Genomic DNA, 16,804 nt, shown 5'->3' with positions numbered 1-16,804 from the left:
CTCTACTCCCGGAAGCAATCGACAGACCTTTGAGATTTCAAATCGATTTGCGTGGCAAAGGCAATCGCCGCTTGTTGATCGTTGCACATGAGGTCACAAGCGATTTGACGGTGCATTACATTAGGGGTTGCAATTTTCCCGTTTTGGGCGATATTTGTTCCCGTTTTGTTTTTGCGGGAGGATATCATGGTCCGTTTTTGTAAAGCGATATCAGGTTCTGTGGCGGGCATCCTGGCAGCGCTGACGCTGTTGCTTGGTTCCGGCGCCTTTGCTGCCGGTGAAGACGCATCCAAGGGTGCTCCGCCGGCGAGTTCAACCAGCCGCACCGACTACGTACTGGCGGTCAGCTGGCAGCCCGGTTTCTGCGAGACGCGGCCGCAACGCAAGGAATGCGAGAGCCAGACGGCGGAACGCTTCGATGCCACCAACCTCTCGCTGCATGGCCTGTGGCCGCTGCGCAAGAGCTATTGCGGGGTCGCGGCAGAAGCGCGGGCAACCGACCGCAAGGGCAGCTGGCTGGAGCTGCCGAAGCTTGCCATGGCCGACGACACCGCGGCGCGGCTGCTTATCGCCATGCCCGGCGTGCAGTCCGGTCTCGACCGGCACCAGTGGCTGCGAAGCGGCACCTGCCAGAGCGGCTCGGTCGACGACTATTTCTCGGTGCAGCTACGCATGCTGGAAGAGCTCAACCGCTCGGCGGTCGGGGCACTTTTCCGCCAGCGTGTGGGTGCGGAACTCGATGAGGCGGCGATCAAGCAGGCCTTCGACCAGAGTTTTGGCGCTGGAGCCGGCGACCGGGTGCGCATGCGCTGCCAGAACGTGCAGGGCCGCAGCATCATCACCGGGCTGACGATCGGGCTCACGGGCGATGTCATGAAGGCTGCGAGCCTCGGGCCGCTGATCCAGGCCGCAGGCACGACCGAGTTCAAATGCGCCAAGGGTATCGCCGATACTGCCGGTCGCGGGTAGGGCGTTTCGCCCGGTCGGCCATGGCAGCGCCTTATGGTGCGGCCTTGACCGCGCCGGCTTTAGGCGCCTTCCGGGAGAGCCTGCCGGGCGTTCCGATGGGGATGTTCGTTTTGGGATAGGGCGGGGGCGGATGCCTTTGATCATTGCCCCCTTCCTATAATTCGCCTACATAGCGGGCAAATTTCCTTATCCCTGCGGAGCATTCCCTCATGGCACGTCAGTTCATCTACCATATGGCCGGACTTAATAAGTCCTACGGCGCGAAGAAGGTTCTCGAGAACGTTCATCTGTCGTTCTACCCGGATGCCAAGATCGGTATCCTCGGCCCGAACGGTGCCGGTAAGTCGACGGTTCTGCGCATCATGGCCGGCCTCGACAAGGAATTCACCGGCGAGGCCTGGGTGGCCGAAGGTGCGACCGTCGGATACCTGCCGCAGGAGCCGCAGCTCGATCCGACGAAGACGGTGCTTGAAAACGCCATGGAAGGCGTCGCCAAGAAGAAGGCGATCGTCGACCGCTACAACGAACTGATGATGAACTATTCCGACGAGACGGCGGAAGAGGGCGCCAAGCTCCAGGATATCATCGACAGCCAGAACCTCTGGGATCTGGAAAGTCAGGTCGAAATGGCCATGGAAGCGCTGCGCTGCCCGCCGGGCGACGCGGAAGTCACCAACCTGTCGGGCGGTGAAAAGCGTCGTGTCGCGCTCTGCAAGCTGCTGCTCTCGCAGCCGGACCTGCTGCTCCTCGACGAACCGACCAACCACCTCGACGCCGAGACGATCGCCTGGCTCGAAAAGCACCTGCGCGAGTATCCGGGCGCCGTGCTGATGATCACCCACGACCGTTACTTCCTCGACAACGTCACCGGCTGGATCCTCGAGCTCGACCGCGGCCGCAGCATCCCCTACGAGGGCAACTACTCGGCCTACCTGGTTGCGAAGGCCAAGCGCATGCAGCAGGAAGGTCGCGAAGAGGCGTCCCGCCAGAAGGCGATCGCTCGCGAACAGGAATGGATCGCATCCAGCCCCAAGGCTCGTCAGGCCAAGTCTAAGGCGCGTATCCGCTCCTATGACGAACTGGTCAACGCGGCGGAAAACCAGCGTCCCGGCGACGCGCAGATCATCATCCCGGTCGGCGAACGTCTCGGCCAGGTGGTCATCGAGATGGAAGGCGTCACCAAGGGCTATGGCGATCGCCTTCTGATCGACGGCCTGTCGCTGAAGCTGCCGCCGGGCGGCATCGTTGGCATCATCGGCCCGAACGGCGCCGGTAAGACGACGCTCTTCCGTATGATCACCGGCCAGGAACAGCCCGACAGCGGCTCGATCCGCATCGGTGATACCGTGCACCTCGGCTATGTCGACCAGAGCCGCGACGCGCTCGACGGCAACAAGACCGTCTGGGAAGAAATCTCCGGCGGTGCTGAAGTCATCAAGCTCGGCAAGCACGAGATGAACTCGCGCGCCTATTGCTCGACCTTCAACTTCAAGGGCGGCGACCAGCAGCAGAAGGTCGGCAACCTCTCGGGCGGTCAGCGCAACCGCGTTCACCTCGCCAAGATGCTGAAGAACGGCGGCAACGTGCTGCTGCTCGACGAACCGACCAACGACCTCGACACCGAGACGCTGGCAGCGCTCGAAATCGCGCTCGAAAACTTCGCCGGTTGCGCCGTTATCATCAGCCACGACCGCATGTTCCTCGACCGCCTGGCAACGCACATCCTCGCTTTTGAAGGCGACAGCCAGGTCGAGTGGTTCGAAGGCAACTTCGAAGACTACGAGAAGGACAAGATCCGCCGCCTCGGCCCGGACTCGGTCAACCCGAAGCGCGTCACCTACAAGCGCCTGACGCGCTGATTTCAGCCGCCGCCATATCGTGGCGCTGGACCTTGCTGCGTCCGTTGAAGCGGGCGCTGCAACATTTGTTCTAGGAACGGGCGAGGCGCAGGCTTCGCCCGTTTTCCTTTGTCTCCTGACCTGAGGCGAACCCCAGCTGTCGCTCGGTTGCGCGCCAGGGTCTGTTTATCGCTGTGCCCGCGCGGGGGATGAACGTGCGGGACGCTCCAGGGGTCGGCGTAGCGATCAGCTCTGCGGTTGCCGTCCCGATGGCGGGCGCGAACGGGCGTTTGCAGGTTTGTCCATCGCTGCGGCGAGATGGGCTGGCGGATGACGCGTACCTCGGGCGGCAGAGACGCGGATAGGTTGGCGTCCCAACACCGGGAAGGGCGCCGGGTTTGTCACGGTTGGGTGGGGCTGCCCTCATTCGGGTCGTGAAGCCGGCCTATTAGACGGCCTGTGCAGGCCTTCAGACGTGCCGCCCGAGGTGTCGTTTGTGGCGCATGGCGTCCATACACAAGCATCTGTTCCGCCGGCGCCATTGTTTGGCCCCTCCGCGCAAATCCGCTTGCGTCACCACCGCAAATCACATAAACATATCTTTATGTGTTGATGGGGATCGCTATGGCTCTGCAGAGAGAACTGGGTCTGGATGCGTTGGTGGACGTGCTGAAGGCAGCGGGCGAGCCGACCCGCATGCGCCTCGTTGCGCTTCTCGCCGCCGGCGATCTGACCGTCACCGATCTTACCGAAATTCTCGGTCAATCGCAGCCACGCATTTCCAGGCATCTGAAGCTGCTGGCGGAGGTCGAGCTGATCGACCGCTACCAGGAGGGCGCCTGGGCCTATTTCCGCCTCCGTCAGGACGGTGCCCGGGTCGGGCTCGTGCGGGCGATGCTGGCTTCCGCCTCCGTCGACGACGCGGTGTTGGCGCGGGATGCAGCCCGGCTCACCACCTTGAAGAAGGCGCGCTCGGAGAAGGCGCAGGCCTATTTCAGCCGCAACGCCGCCGGCTGGGACGAGCTTCGCCGCCTGCATGTCAGCGAGCGTGACGTCGAGGCGAAGCTGCGCGAAATGGTGGGCGACGAGCCGGTCGAAAGCCTGCTCGATCTCGGCACCGGCACAGGCCGCATCCTGCAGCTGTTCGAGGGCCTCTATCGGCGCGGTATCGGTGTCGACGCCAGCCGCGACATGCTTGCGGTGGCGCGCTCCAATCTCGATCGCGCCGGCATCACCAAGGCGTCGATCCGCCATGGGGACATCTTCAACCTGCCGCTCGACGGCCAGACCTTCGACCTCGTCACCATTCACCAGGTGCTGCATTTCCTCGAAGAGCCAGAAGCCGCGATCGCGGAAGCCGCGCGCATGCTGATGCCGGGTGGACGGCTGGTCATCATCGACTTCGCGCCGCACGGACTTGAGCATCTGCGCGACGAGCACGCCCATGCGCGCCTCGGCTTCTCGCACCAGGCGATGGCCGATTGGCTGGCGAAGGCTGGCCTTGTGCTCGAGAAGACCACGGATCTTTCGCCTGAGGGGGCGAATGATGGAAAATTGACGGTGACGATCTGGCTCGCGCGTGATCGGCGGGCCGTGAACGAGAATGAAACGCCGCGGCCGCGTGTCCAGGCGGGGGGAGTATAATAATGACGGCACAGACGCTTTACCCGGCCGAACGCGGCAATCTCCGGCTCTCCTTCGAATATTTCCCGCCCAAGACCGACGAGATGGAAGCGCAGCTCTTCCAGACGGCAGACGACCTTTCGGTCTTCGGTCCGGCCTTCATCACCGTCACCTACGGCGCCGGCGGCTCGACCAAGGCGCGTTCGCTGACGACGGTCAGGCGCTTGATCGCGGAAAGCGGCTTTGCAAATACCGCTGCGCACCTGACCTGCGTCGGCGCGCCGAAGGCGGAGGTCGATGCCGTGATCGACGAGTATCTCAGCTTTGGCGTCCGCCACTTCGTGGCGCTGCGCGGCGATCCCCAGGGCGGCATCGGCAGCACTTACCAGCCACATCCCGAGGGTTACGCCAGCAGCACCGACCTCGTGCGGGCGATCCGTGCGCGCGGGGACGACATCGAGATTTCCGTCTCCTCCTATCCGGAGAAGCACCCGGAAAGCCCTGACGTCGCCGCTGACATCGACATGCTGAAGCGCAAGGTCGATGCGGGCGCAACCCGGGCCCTGACCCAATTCTTCTTCGACAACAATGATTTCGAGCGCTACCTGGAACGAGTGCGGCGCGCTGGCGTCAACATCCCGATCGTGCCGGGCATCCTGCCGATCAACAATCTGGCGCAGGTGCAGAAATTCGCTGGCCTCTGTGGCGCCACCGTGCCGGAGGCGATCGTCACGCGGCTCGTGCATCTCGAGGACCAGCCGGTCGAGCGCTTCAAGGAGGCGACCCACATCGCCGCCGAGCAGATCGTCGATCTCGCCCGGCGCGGCGTACGCGATTTCCATATCTATTCGATGAACCGCACGCCGCTGGTGACAGCCGTGCTGGATCTCGTCGGTTTCGAGCGGGTCTCTGTGGAAGCGGTGGGCGCGATCGATGCACCGCGGATGGTGGCGGCCGGCGCGGCCGCCTGACCTTCGCTCGCACCTTGCGACGGGCAAGGTGCGCTTCGCCATGTTGAACTTCCGAATGGCTGCGAACGCGCCGCGTGTCCTGGCAGACAGAGGTCGCCGCCGCGCTTTGGTATGGCTCCATGCCGTTTGGGGTCTCTTCGGCTGCGGTCGCAGCAAGCGTCCCGATCGCTACAGCATCCACCAAAAAGGAAAGCGCCCGAAGATCGATCTTCAGGCGCTTTCTCGTTTGTCGCAGCGTCTAGACCTTATGCTCTCTTGGCGGTCTAACTGGCTTGGTGCTGCAAAATGGTTTCCCGGAAATTTAAGTCCCTATTCGGTTTGGACTCTCAGCGGCCGCTCCTCAGATGAAGAGCATCGTGGCCACGAATACGAACGCTGCACTGATCATGATGACATTCAGCGAATGTGTAAGGCCCATGGAAGACCCTCCCTGCGTTAACGCGTTAAAACATAGGGCGAAATCACGACACGTTAAAGGGAAACTTGTGCTGCAGTGCGAAATGCGTGAGCCGGCGCTGCCTTATTCACAGGCCTATAGTTCTGATTTTATTTAAGTTTCCAGGCTGCCACATTTTTTTCACAATCGCTTCAGCAAGGTTAATATAAACGTTTGTTACCGTGCGTGAGTGGCCCGGAGCGGGACGAAAATCGGCCGTCGATTCCCCCGCAAACCATGTCTTTTTCACGCGGTGCGAAGCACTCAAGGTGTGTGGGCTTTTCCTGTAACCGACCACGATCAGATGTCAGGCGACCCGCCTGAAACGCAGGATTCGACCGTCGAGCACGGCGAGGCCAAGGGCGATCAGCACCATGCCGGCAAAATCGGCCGCCTGCAGCGTCTCGCCGAGAAAGAGGTAGCCGAGCAGGATCGCGCTTGGCGGCACCAGCAGGGTGACCAGTGAGGCATTGGTGGCGCCGGCCGCGCGCATGATGCGGAAAAAAAGGATGTAGGCATAGGCCGTCGAAACCAGCGCCAGGCCGAGGATCGACAGGATCACCTCGACGGGCGGCATCGGCAGCAGCCAGGGCGTGTCGGTAAAGGCGGCCACCGGCAGCGCGATCAGCGTCGAGGCGGTCAGCTGGCCTGCGGCCGTCACGGGAGGCGCGAGATCGCGGAAGCGTTTGCCGTAGGTCGCCGCAAAACCATAGCTGATGGCGGCAAGCACCGGCAGCAGCAGCGCCCAGAGCGGCACGCTGCTTGTGGTGCCGAAGAGACCGGCAACGGCGCTCGGCCCGATCAGGACGACGGTGCCGGCGAGCCCGAGCAGACAGCCGGCGATCTTGGCGGAACTCAGCTTCTCGTCCTCGGTCGCCATGTTGGCGATGATCACGGTCCAGACCGGGGTCGTGGCGTTGAGGATCGCCGCCAGTCCGGCGCCGATGTGGGTTTGTCCAAGGAAGATGAAGGCGTGTGGAATGGCGTTGTTGATCAGCCCCATCAGCGCGAATTCGCGCCAGCGGCCGGCAAGCGCCTCGTACATGCCGAAGCGGCCGCGGATGTAGATATGCAGCGCCAGGGCTGCCAGGCCCAAACGCAGGAACACCAGCGTGAAGGGCGGCACATGGGCGACGGCAACGCGGGCGAAGAAGAACGATCCGCCCCAGATCAGGCCGAGCAGGGCAAGCAGCGCCCAGGTCCCGGCGCTCATCTGATTGCCATCGACGGTGCTTCGCGCATTCATGGTGATGCCTATCCGTGCTGATTGCGTGGTGGCGTCAGTCTCCCTCCGCCGGGTGGACGCCATGGCGCAAGCGCCTGGTTACCGCTCCCGGATCGGTTGTGCTCCGACACAGGATACATAACCCGGCACGCCCGGCGGAACCACCCGGTTCTTGCGGCGATGATGAGGGCGGCATGCGTGGGGGCGAGCCGGTGGGCTCTCATCAACCGGGATCCGGTCGGCCGTTGTGGCATGAAAAAACCCCGGAGATCGATCCGATCTCCGGGGTCATGGTTTTGAAACGGCGGTTCGGGCTTAAAGCGCGTTCAGGAGTTCGAGCGTCGCCCAGCCGTCGGCCGGACGGCCGAGGCGGAGCTGCTCCTTCTGGAGTGCCGCGCGGGTGCCGGAGCCGAGGATGCCGTCGATCTTGCCGACATCGTGGCCGAGCGTCTGCAGCTTGCTCTGCAGTGCCTTCATGCCGGTGTCGTCGAGGCCCGGTTCCGGATTGCCGCCTTCATAGGTCGGCGCGCCGCCGAGACGGGTCGCGAAATAGGCGGCAGACGTTGTGTAGATGAACGACTGGTTCCATTCGAGATAGACGTTGAAGTTGGGGTAGGTGAGGAAGGCCACGCCCTTGCGGCCCTGCGGCAGCACCAGCGAGGCTTCGAGGTTGCCGAAGGCGGTGTCGCCGTTGCGCGGCTTGACGCCGAGCGCGAACCAGTCGCTGGCCTTCATGCCCGGCTGCAGGCCGGTCTTTTCCCAGGGGAGTTGCTCGGGAACGCTGACTTCCTGGATTACCGGCTGGCCAGCCTTGTAGCCGAGGCTCTGGATGAACTTGGCGGCGGTCAGGATCGCGTCGGGCGAGCTCTTCTTCAGGTTGACGTGGCCGTCGCCGTCGCCATCGACGCCATAGGCGATGATGTCTTCCGGCAGCATCTGCACCTGGCCGATCTCGCCGGCCCAGGCGCCTGTCGTCGTCGCCGGGTCGAGGTCGCCGTGCTGGACCATCTCGATCGCCGCGATCAGCTGCGGGCGGAACATCTCTGGACGGCGGCAGTCGTGGGACAGCGTCACCAGCGCGTCGCGGGTGTTGAAGTCGCCCTGGACGGCGCCGAAGTCGGTCTCCATCGCCCAGAAGGCGGTGATGACCGGGGCCGGCACGCCGAATTCGTTCTCTGCGCGAGCAAAGACGTCAGCATATTCCTTCATCTTCTGCTGGCCGATATCGAGGCGCGACTTGCTGACGGTGCGTTTGGAGAATTCGGTGAAGGTCTGCTTGAAGACGCCCTGGGTGCGGTCGCGGCTGAGCACCTTTTCATTGATGGCGGCACCGGCGAGCGCCCGGTCAGCGACATCGGCCGGAACGCCCTTGGCGACCGCTTCGGCCTTCACGCCCTGAAGGAAGGTTGCGAGATCGCCACCGCAGGCAACGGCCGGGGATGCCGTCTTCGCGCCTGTCGAGGCTGCGGTCTGGGCGGCGGCGGCCGAGGCGGTCAGCGCCAGAAGAGCGACGGAGGCAAGCGCGCGCCGGGCTGTGCGGGTCATCATGAAATTCCTTTCTTTGCCGTGGGGCGCCTTGCACCACCACGGGCAATCAAATCGCTGCGAAATCTGTCGTTGCTCTCTCAGAGCATTATGACCGAAAGAAGAAAATGGGTCTTCCTGCCGCACCTGTCGGCAGGAATGTCAGTTCTGCTTCGGCTGCGAGACCGCGGCGACCCAGTTCTTCCAGTTTTTCGCCGAGCCGGCGAAGACATTGATATCGGTGGCGCCGTCGATGCCGGGGATGACCCCGGTGCTGGTATATTGCCAGAACGCCCAGCGGCGCTCGACGTAGACCTCACCCGGATGCTTGGCGACCGAGCGCACCCAGAAGTGATGTTCCTTGAACTGGTCGACGAGATTGTCGCGGTGGAAGTCGACCGAGGTGTAGATGATCGGGCGCTTGCCGTAATGGGCTTCGAGCCGGTCCATGAAGCGCTTCATCTCGACGCGCACTTCGTCCGGCGTCGGGCGATGGCGGCAGGTCTTCGATTCGCCGTTCCACTCGACGTCGAGAACCGGCGGCAGATAGACCGCGCTCTTCGGCACGTTGGCGATGAACCAATCGGCCTGGTCGTCGGCGGTCGAGCAGAAATAGTAGAAGTGATAGGGCGCATAAGGGATGCCGGCGGCCCGTGCCTTCTGCCAGTATTCGGGAAAGCGGGTATCGACCCGGTCCTTGCCTTCCGTCGCCTTGATGAAGGCGAAGGAGACGCCCGAGTTCTTCACCTTCATCCAGTCGATATCGCCATTCCATTTCGAAACGTCGATGCCGTGGATATTGTGGTGCTGCGGGGTCCGGTCGCCGAAGTTCTGCGGGTCCGTATCGTGGAAGCGCGGCGGGATCGATGCCGTCTGCATCAGGTCATAGTCCGTCGACGAGCAGCCGGAAAGAAGGGTGGCAAGCGGCAAGAGAGCCAGGAGAAGCCGGCGCATGATTTTCCTGTCTAGAGACGATCGATGATCCTGCCTCACACGATGGCTTCCTGTCGGTGATTTCCCCAGTGAGGCGTGAACCCCATTTTCACCATATCATCGTAAAAATTGAGTTAGCTCAAGCGGGAATTGCGGACGGCAGAAAAGCGCAAAAGCGCCGAAAACCAGGCGGTTTCGGCGCTTGCCGGAATGGCTGCCCTCAGGCGGGATGCAAAACCTTTGTGTAAACCGCCTGCCGCTCAGGCGGCGATCGCCACGGAAGGGCGGTGATAGACGGCGAGCCAGGCATAGCCGCGGCCGATCGTGCGCCGCTCGAGATCGGCGCCATTTTCGCGGGCTTTCTCGCGTAACACGTCGAACAGCCGCTCGCGCGGCGTCACGTGGAAGCGGTTGAGCCAGCCGTGCAGCGCCCGGCGGAAGCTCGTCGGCAGGCGTTCCTGCTGGCCGAAATCGGCAATGTGCAGCGAGCCGCCCGGATTAAGCGCTGCGATCGCCGCGTCGATCGCCTTCTGCCAGTCGGGGATCATCGACAGCGAGTAGGAGATGACGATGTGATCGAAACCCCTTTCGCCGAAGATCGCCGGGTCGAAGTCCGTTGCGTCAGCGACATGCAGCGTGGCGCGCCTGTTGCCGCCACGGTTGAGCTTCGCGCCGGCCGAGATCAGCATTTCCTGGGATATGTCGAGCCCGAACAGGCGGGCCGACGGGAAACAGCGGCCGATCAGCGCCAGATTGCGGCCGGTGCCGCAGCCGACCTCAAGCACCGAGGCACCGGAGGCCGGGTTCATGTCGCGGATCAGCGTGTCGCGGCCGAAGAGGTAGTACTTCCGCGTGAGATCGTAGAAGTGCCGCTGATAGCGGTACATATGGTCCATGCGCCGCGCGTGGGAGATCCCGGCCTGTTGCACGTCTCAGCCCTTCCTGCGGTAGATGTGGAAGCCGCCATAGATGGCGGAGCGGTCTTCGGCGCCGAGCCGTAGTGAGGTTTCGGCATCGTAGTGCCACTGGTCGAGCAGGGCCGAGGAGACACGGCCGGGCAGGATGCTGTCTTCCGCCGCAGTGCGGAAGATCACGACTGCGCCCTCATCCGCCGTGCGGGTGATCTCGGTCCAGAGGTCGTTCAGCTGCTGGTCGGTCATCCAGTCCTGCGCGTCGAGCAGGATATAGCGGTCGACCGAGCCGGCGGATTTGCCGGCGAGAAGCTCGGTGAAGCTTGCGTGATGTACCTCGACGCGCTCGGCATTGTTGCGGATCGCCTCATAGGCGCCGGCGTCGAGATAGGGCGGCAGGTCGCCTTCATGCGGCAGCGGGTAGCGGCGGCCGAAGGCCTGCCAGGCGAAGTAGTTTTCGCGCAGCGGGAAGTGACAGGTGAGCTTTTCCAGGCGATGGCGCAGAACGGCGGCGAGCGACTTTTCGGCACTCAGGCTTGCGAGCTCGTCGAACTGCTGCGGCGGAATGCCGAGGCCGAAGAGGGAGCTCTTGCGCCCGGTGATCCAGCGGATGACGGGACGATCGAAGAGAGGCGCCAGGCGCTCGTCGAAGAACTGCCGCTGTTCGCGCATGGAGCGCGCCTGGACGAAGTCCTCCGGATTGACGCCGTGCAGGCGGGCAAGCAGGTGGCTGGCGGCAATGAAGCGGCCGAGCAGACCGGTGCGGTAGATATTGCGGCCAAAGACGCCGATACGCCGGCGACCGGTCATGTCGCGGCGGGTCCAGTAGCTGCGCGTCGCTGTATCAAGCTTCGGCGCGAGGAAAAGATCGAAAGCCTGGACGTTGGTCGTCGTGCCCTGGATCGCCAGGAAGCGCGTGACATCCTTGTGGCTCGGCAGATGGCGGAAGGCTGCGAGCTTCAGGCGGTTGAGCGCGATATGGTGCGGGTTGAGGTCGACGACGTCTATTTTCCGTGGGCCGGCCGACAGATAGGTCAGCATGTTGCAGCCGCCGGAGCCGATGGTGACGATCCGGCTTTCCGGGGTCAGTTGCATCGCCTCCATGTCGACGATCGGATCTTCCCAGATCTGCGGATAGACGAGGCCCGAAAAGAGCAGGCCGAACAGACGTTCCGAGAAGCCTGCGAGGGAGAGGGTCTTGTGCTGGAGCAGGGCGTTTTTCAGCTTCGGATTTTTTCTGCCAAAGCCAACGTCGGAAGCGATTTCATTCATCTCAGACGGTCATCCAGTTGAAACTTAGGCGCTTCTAAAGTGACTCGGCTACACTTTGATGACGGGCTTTCTCACAGGGCCGGGGCGGTCTCCGGAATGCAAATCTACAATTTTTCACCCATAAGAATTCATTAAACCCTGACGTGCTAGCACCGCCTTACATACGGGGGGCGTCGACATGATGTTAGGTACGTTTCTGCCGAAGCCCGAGCAGCGATTTGCGGCTGCCGGCGCGGCATTGGGGGCTCTGGTTTCTGTGGCGTGGCTTGCCAGCGGAACCGCTCTTCCCGACCAGATGGCGCCGCATTGGGACGTCCCTGCCGTTATGGCGGCCGGCGCCATGCCTTTCATCCTCGGCGGCTCCTTCTATCGCTGGCGCTACTCGCGCCGGCTTGAGCTGGAGCTGCGTGCCGCGCGGCGCGCCGAGCGTCGCCTGCGCAACGAAGTCCATCGCGACAAGCTGACTGGGCTTGCAAACCGCGCTGCGCTCGAGGCCGATATCAGCCAGGCACTCAGCGCAGAAGGTGCCGCGTTTGCGCGCAACGCCTTGCTTCTTCTCGATCTCGATCGCTTCAAGGTGATCAACGACACGCTGGGACATGACGCCGGCGACCGGTTGCTGGCTCTGTTCGGCGCCCGGCTCAGGCGTGCCTTTGCCGGCGAGGCGACGGTCTACCGCCTCGGCGGTGACGAGTTCGTGCTTGCGGCCGCGTGCGCGCCGTCTCAGGCCGATGCGGAAATGCTCGCAACGCGGGTGGAAAAGCTGTTCGAAGCGCCGTTCGATCTCGGGGAAACGCGCATCGCTTCAGGCTGCAGCATCGGCATCGCCTTCATCGAGCGGTCGGACAAATCGACATCCGACGTGTTGAAAAGGGCGGACCTGGCGCTTTACGAAGCCAAGGCGATCAGCGGCAACAGTCATGCCTTCCACTCGGAAACCCTGAGCCATGCCGTGCGGCAGCGGGCGGAAGCCGAGCGCGATCTTACGCGTGGTTTCGAGGCAGAGGAGTTCTTTCTCGCATTCCTGCCGATCCTCGGCATCGAAAGCGGCTCCATCGGTGGGTTCCAGGCGCTGCTGCGCTGGCGGCATCCGCATCTCGGCGTCATCGGCGCGGAAACGTTCGAGCCGCCGGAGCAGAGCGCGACTACGCTGGCGCTTGCCGCCTGGGCGCTTCAGTCCGCCTGCAGGCAGGCGGCCGGCTGGTCTTTCCCGAAAGGGCTGACGATTGCGCCCTTCGTCTCGCAACTGCGCGACCGCGATTTCGTCACGCAGGTGGAGCGGTGCCTTTCGGATGCTGGCCTTTCGCCGGAACGCCTGACGATCGAGGTCGCCGAGGGCGTCTCGACGGACGATCTCGTCATCGTCACCGAAAACTTGCGGGGGCTGCGCGCGCTCGGCGTTCGCGTCGCGCTTGGCGGCGGCTCCGCTTCGTCGCTGCCCCTGAACCAGATCTCCGACGTGCAGCCCGACCAGGTGACCGTCGATCTCGCCGCCGTGCGGGCCGCACATGGCAGCGAACGCAGCGTGGCGTTGCTCGCCTGCCTGATCAAGACCGGACAGGTGCTGCGGCTTTCGATCGCCGTCAGCGGTGTCGAGAAGGAGAGCGAGGCGGATTGCGCGCGGGCCTGTGGCGCTGCCGAGATCCGCGGTCCCTGGGTTTCGCCTGTTATGGCCGACGTGTCGGTGCTCGTCGGCGACGGCGAAGCGGGAGAGGCGCGCCTCTCTGCGAGTGCGTGAGCGAGAGCTCGAAGCGCTGCACTTTTTTCGACTGCTTGTGCGTTTTTCCAATATGAAAAGTTGAGGCGGCCGGGCTTTCCCTTGCAGCAAAATGCTGGTTCTCTTTGCGCATCAGGCCGGAGGATCGCATGGGACGTTTGTTGAAGATTTCGGGTGCCGTGCTGGCGCTCATCGTCGTCGGTCTGTTCGGTTGGCTTGCGCTGGCGCCGCCGGAACTGCTGAAGGTCGGCGACGGCTATGCGGCGAAAATCGTCTGTTCCAACGTCTTCATCGCCGAGCGCGATGCCCAGGCTGTGCTCGCCGACGACGTGCAGGCCCCCGGCCATCCCTTGCTCAAGCTGGTGCGCGTCGGTGTCGACAAAGAGAAACAGCTGGTGACGGCGCGCATCCTCGGTTTTGCCGCACCGGGTTACGCGGCCTATCGTCCGGGTGCCGGCTGCGCCAGCCTGCCGGACGGCGATGCCGCGGCTCTGGCACCGATCGAAACGAAAACCGCCGCTTCAGCGCCCGTGCCGGGTGTGGCCTGGCCCGAAGGCGAGGGGGCCGTGATCGAGCCGTCCTTGCAGAAGCTCGTCGAGGACGCTGACCTCGCCGGGCCGGGCATGCGGGCGATCGCCGTGATCCACGACGGCCAACTGGTGGCGGAAACCTATGGCCAGGGTTTCGACCGTTCGACGCCGTTGCTCGGCTGGTCGATGACCAAGTCGGTGACGGCGGCGCTGATTGGCCTCAGGATTGCAGAAGGGCGCATGGACGTGTCGCAGGGCGACCTGCTGCCGGAATGGGCCGGGGACGAGCGGGCGGGCATCACGCTTGCGGACCTGATGGGGATGCAGAGCGGGCTTGCCTTCAACGAGAATTATGGCGCCGTCACCGACGTGACGCGCATGCTCTATCTGGAAAGGGACATGGCGGGTTTTGCCGCGACGCGGACGTTGGGTGCAAAGCCCGGCACAAACTTCAGCTATTCCAGCGGCACCAGCACGCTGCTGTCGCGGATCTGGATGCGCACCTTCGACGATCCGGCGACAGCGCTTGCCTTTCCCTATGACGCTTTGTTTGCGCCGCTCGGCATGACAAGCGCCGTCCTGGAGACGGACGAGAGCGGCACCTTCGTCGGTTCCTCCTACATGTATGCGACGACGCAGGACTGGGCGCGGTTCGCGCAGCTCCTGCTGCAGGACGGTGTCTGGAAGGGGAGGGCGATGCTACCGAAGGACTATGTCGCCTTCATGCGCACGCCGACCAAGGCATCGGGCGGCAAATACGGCCAGGGCCAGGTATGGCTGGAGGAAAACGGCGCGCGGGCGGGAACGGGCAGTTTCCCGGCAGATGCCTTCTGGATGCTCGGGCATGACGGCCAGGCGATCATGCTGGTGCCTTCGCTGAAGCTGGCGGTCGTGCGACTGGGGCTTACGCCTTCGCGGCTCGGCTATGACGTGCAGAAGCTCAACGCCAAAATAATAGAGGCGCTCGATTGAGCGCCTCGTAAGGGGATTCCTGAACCATCGAGAAGCAGCTTCGCTTCGGGCCAGCCGGGTGGCCGGCTTACTTCATGCCGAGTTCTTCGAGCAGGCCCTTGCGCTTGGCGTGATAGTAATAGCCGCTGGCATAGAGCTTTACTGCGCTGTCATGCTGGTTGTCGGCCACCATCCAGGCGCCATGCAGATACTTGGTCGCGTATTTGAGGTTGGTTTCGGCGTCGAACAGACCTTCCGCCGGACCGTCATAGCCGAGACCCTTGGCGGTGTTGTAGCGGATCTGCATCAGGCCGTAATTGCCCTTGCTGTAGGCGCGCGGATTGTAGTTGCTCTCGCGCTTGACGACGCGGTGCACCAGTTCCACCGGAATGCCGTTGAGATCGGCATAGTACTTGATCATCTTGTCGAGTTCGGGACGCGAGCTCGTCGGCGTCTTGGTGAACTTCATCGAATCCGGGATGACGTTGGCGACTGCGGCCACCGTCGAGCCGATGACGCCGGTCTTCGGGCGCTCGGTCGGAACGATCATGCGGTTGGCGACCAGCGTTTCGAGGCCGACCGGTTCGCCGGTGTCGAAGTCCGATTCCATCGCGGCTGCAACTGCGAGCGTCGAGACCGGCAGGTCCTGGACGCGAGCGGTCTTGGTTGCCGCCGGCGAGAGGGCGGCGGATGCCACCTGAGTGGAGTCGGCGGGCGAGGGGGCTTCCGCAGCGGCAATCGCCGCGCTGGCGCCGGTCTGCGTCGTCGGGGCAACCATGGCAAGCGCCATGGTGTCGCCCGGCTTGGCCGCGGGGACCGCGACCAGTGCGGGTGCTGCTTCTGCACCCTGTGCCAGATCGGTCGCGACCGGATAGGTGGCGGCGACGCCAGCGGTCTGAGCTGTCAAGGCCGCGCTCGTTGCGGTGGCGGCGCCGTCGGGCGTCGGCAGTGCATAGGCGGTCATTTCGGTGCCGGGCTTTGCGAGGGGCGTAACCGTCTGCACGGCCGTGAGGTCTGCCAGCGACGTGTGCTCTACCGTTGAGCATCCCGAGACGATGGTCGCCGACAACAAAGCTGCCACGCCAAACGTCTGTTTGGAAAGGGAAATACGGTAATTCGCCATTCTGTCACTTTCGTGCTTCTGGGCCCCGTAGCCCCTGCAAATCAGCGGTTGCCAGCCGCCAAGCGTGAATCTCCATTAACCTATGAGGCTGGCGGCGGCAAGCGTGGGGTCGAATTTCAGGCCGTGGCCCGCTTCATCGTGGCCGTCAAAAGCCCGGCGCCGATCAGCATGGAGCCGCCGGCGCGGTTGACGATCCGCCGCACATTCGGCTTGGAAATCGTGCTGCGGGCGGCGGTCGCAAGGGCTGCATAGAGGCTGGCATTGAGGATCGCGAGCGTGAGGAACGTCAGCTCGAAAATCGCCATCTGGGTAAAGAGCGGCTGACTGAGATCGAGGAACTGCGGCAGGAAGGCGACGAAGAAGACGATGCTCTTCGGGTTGAGCGCAGTCACCGCATAGGTATGAAAGAAGATGCGAAGCGGGCGTTCCGTCGACGTGGTATCGAGGTCGGCGTCGCCGCCGGCGGCCACCGGCGCGCGCCAGAGCTTGATGCCGAGCCAGATAAGATAGGCAGCGCCCACCCATTTCAAGACGGTGAAGATGGCGGCAGAGGTGGCAAGCAGGGCGCCGAGGCCGAGCATGGAGGCGGTCATGGCGGTGAAATCGCCGAGCGCCACGCCGGCGACCGTCGCGCCCGCCGTCTTGCGGCCATGGCCGAGCGCGTAGGAAATGACGAGGAGAATGGTGGGGCCGGGGATGGCGAGCAGCACGGCCGAGGCCGCGGCAAAGGCAAACCAGTGTTCGAACGACATGAAAAAGCTCCGCGCTAAAGGTGGTGTTC

13 protein-coding genes are annotated in these 16,804 nt (G+C 63.6%); 6 read left to right on the top strand and 7 right to left on the bottom strand.

Going from position 1 to position 16,804, the window contains the following annotated elements; genetic code table 11:
* Positions 1 to 186: 186 nt before the first annotated feature.
* The 4 genes from IB263_RS10435 to metF all read left to right on the top strand — a co-directional run bounded on the left by IB263_RS10435 (position 187) and on the right by metF (position 5,401).
* Positions 187 to 969, top strand: a complete 783-nt coding sequence (locus IB263_RS10435; RefSeq protein WP_192438462.1) for a ribonuclease T2 — start codon at positions 187 to 189, stop codon at positions 967 to 969.
* Between the two features lie 209 nt (positions 970 to 1,178).
* Positions 1,179 to 2,828, top strand: coding sequence for an energy-dependent translational throttle protein EttA (gene ettA / locus IB263_RS10430; RefSeq protein ID WP_034792366.1), 1,650 nt, complete (start codon positions 1,179 to 1,181; stop codon positions 2,826 to 2,828).
* Between the two features lie 603 nt (positions 2,829 to 3,431).
* On the top strand, positions 3,432 to 4,451 hold the full coding sequence (locus IB263_RS10425) for a metalloregulator ArsR/SmtB family transcription factor (protein WP_034792368.1): 1,020 nt from the start codon (positions 3,432 to 3,434) through the stop codon (positions 4,449 to 4,451).
* 2 nt (positions 4,452 to 4,453) lie between these two features.
* Positions 4,454 to 5,401: a methylenetetrahydrofolate reductase [NAD(P)H] gene (gene metF / locus IB263_RS10420; protein ID WP_090294321.1), complete on the top strand. Its 948-nt coding sequence runs from the start codon at positions 4,454 to 4,456 to the stop codon at positions 5,399 to 5,401.
* Positions 5,402 to 6,144: 743 nt separating this feature from the next.
* Here the strand turns inward: metF and IB263_RS10415 are convergent.
* From IB263_RS10415 to IB263_RS10395, 5 genes are all read right to left on the bottom strand, one after another.
* Complete coding sequence (locus tag IB263_RS10415) at positions 6,145 to 7,083, bottom strand: DMT family transporter (RefSeq protein WP_060515915.1); 939 nt, start codon at positions 7,081 to 7,083, stop codon at positions 6,145 to 6,147.
* A 294-nt stretch (positions 7,084 to 7,377) separates the two neighbouring features.
* Positions 7,378 to 8,607: a lytic murein transglycosylase gene (locus IB263_RS10410; protein WP_060516164.1), complete on the bottom strand. Its 1,230-nt coding sequence runs from the start codon at positions 8,605 to 8,607 to the stop codon at positions 7,378 to 7,380.
* A 141-nt stretch (positions 8,608 to 8,748) separates the two neighbouring features.
* Positions 8,749 to 9,540, bottom strand: a complete 792-nt coding sequence (locus tag IB263_RS10405) for a GH25 family lysozyme (protein ID WP_034792376.1) — start codon at positions 9,538 to 9,540, stop codon at positions 8,749 to 8,751.
* Between the two features lie 239 nt (positions 9,541 to 9,779).
* Complete coding sequence (locus IB263_RS10400; protein ID WP_089043434.1) at positions 9,780 to 10,415, bottom strand: class I SAM-dependent methyltransferase; 636 nt, start codon at positions 10,413 to 10,415, stop codon at positions 9,780 to 9,782.
* 36 nt (positions 10,416 to 10,451) lie between these two features.
* Positions 10,452 to 11,702, bottom strand: coding sequence for a DUF3419 family protein (locus tag IB263_RS10395; protein WP_113294029.1), 1,251 nt, complete (start codon positions 11,700 to 11,702; stop codon positions 10,452 to 10,454).
* 178 nt (positions 11,703 to 11,880) lie between these two features.
* Here IB263_RS10395 and IB263_RS10390 point away from each other — a divergent pair, with 178 nt between their 5' ends.
* Together IB263_RS10390 and IB263_RS10385 are read left to right on the top strand one after the other, a co-directional pair.
* Positions 11,881 to 13,440, top strand: a complete 1,560-nt coding sequence (locus IB263_RS10390) for an EAL domain-containing protein (protein WP_082566227.1) — start codon at positions 11,881 to 11,883, stop codon at positions 13,438 to 13,440.
* A gap of 128 nt (positions 13,441 to 13,568) precedes the next feature.
* Entirely contained in the window at positions 13,569 to 14,921 is a 1,353-nt protein-coding gene (locus tag IB263_RS10385; protein WP_192438461.1) for a serine hydrolase, read from the top strand.
* Between the two features lie 67 nt (positions 14,922 to 14,988).
* Here the strand turns inward: IB263_RS10385 and IB263_RS10380 are convergent, their stop codons facing one another.
* A complete protein-coding gene (locus IB263_RS10380; RefSeq protein WP_034792386.1) occupies positions 14,989 to 16,023 on the bottom strand; it encodes a lytic transglycosylase domain-containing protein in 1,035 nt (344 codons plus the stop codon).
* A 116-nt stretch (positions 16,024 to 16,139) separates the two neighbouring features.
* Complete coding sequence (locus IB263_RS10375) at positions 16,140 to 16,775, bottom strand: LysE family translocator (protein WP_113504182.1); 636 nt, start codon at positions 16,773 to 16,775, stop codon at positions 16,140 to 16,142.
* Between the last annotated feature and the right edge of the window lie 29 nt (positions 16,776 to 16,804).

Origin of the sequence: Ensifer sp. ENS03, assembly GCF_014852035.1 — a bacterium.
Classification (GTDB): Bacteria; Pseudomonadota; Alphaproteobacteria; order Rhizobiales; family Rhizobiaceae; genus Ensifer; species Ensifer adhaerens.
Note: the sequence above shows the minus strand (reverse complement) of the source record. Positions and strands in the feature narration are given on the sequence as shown.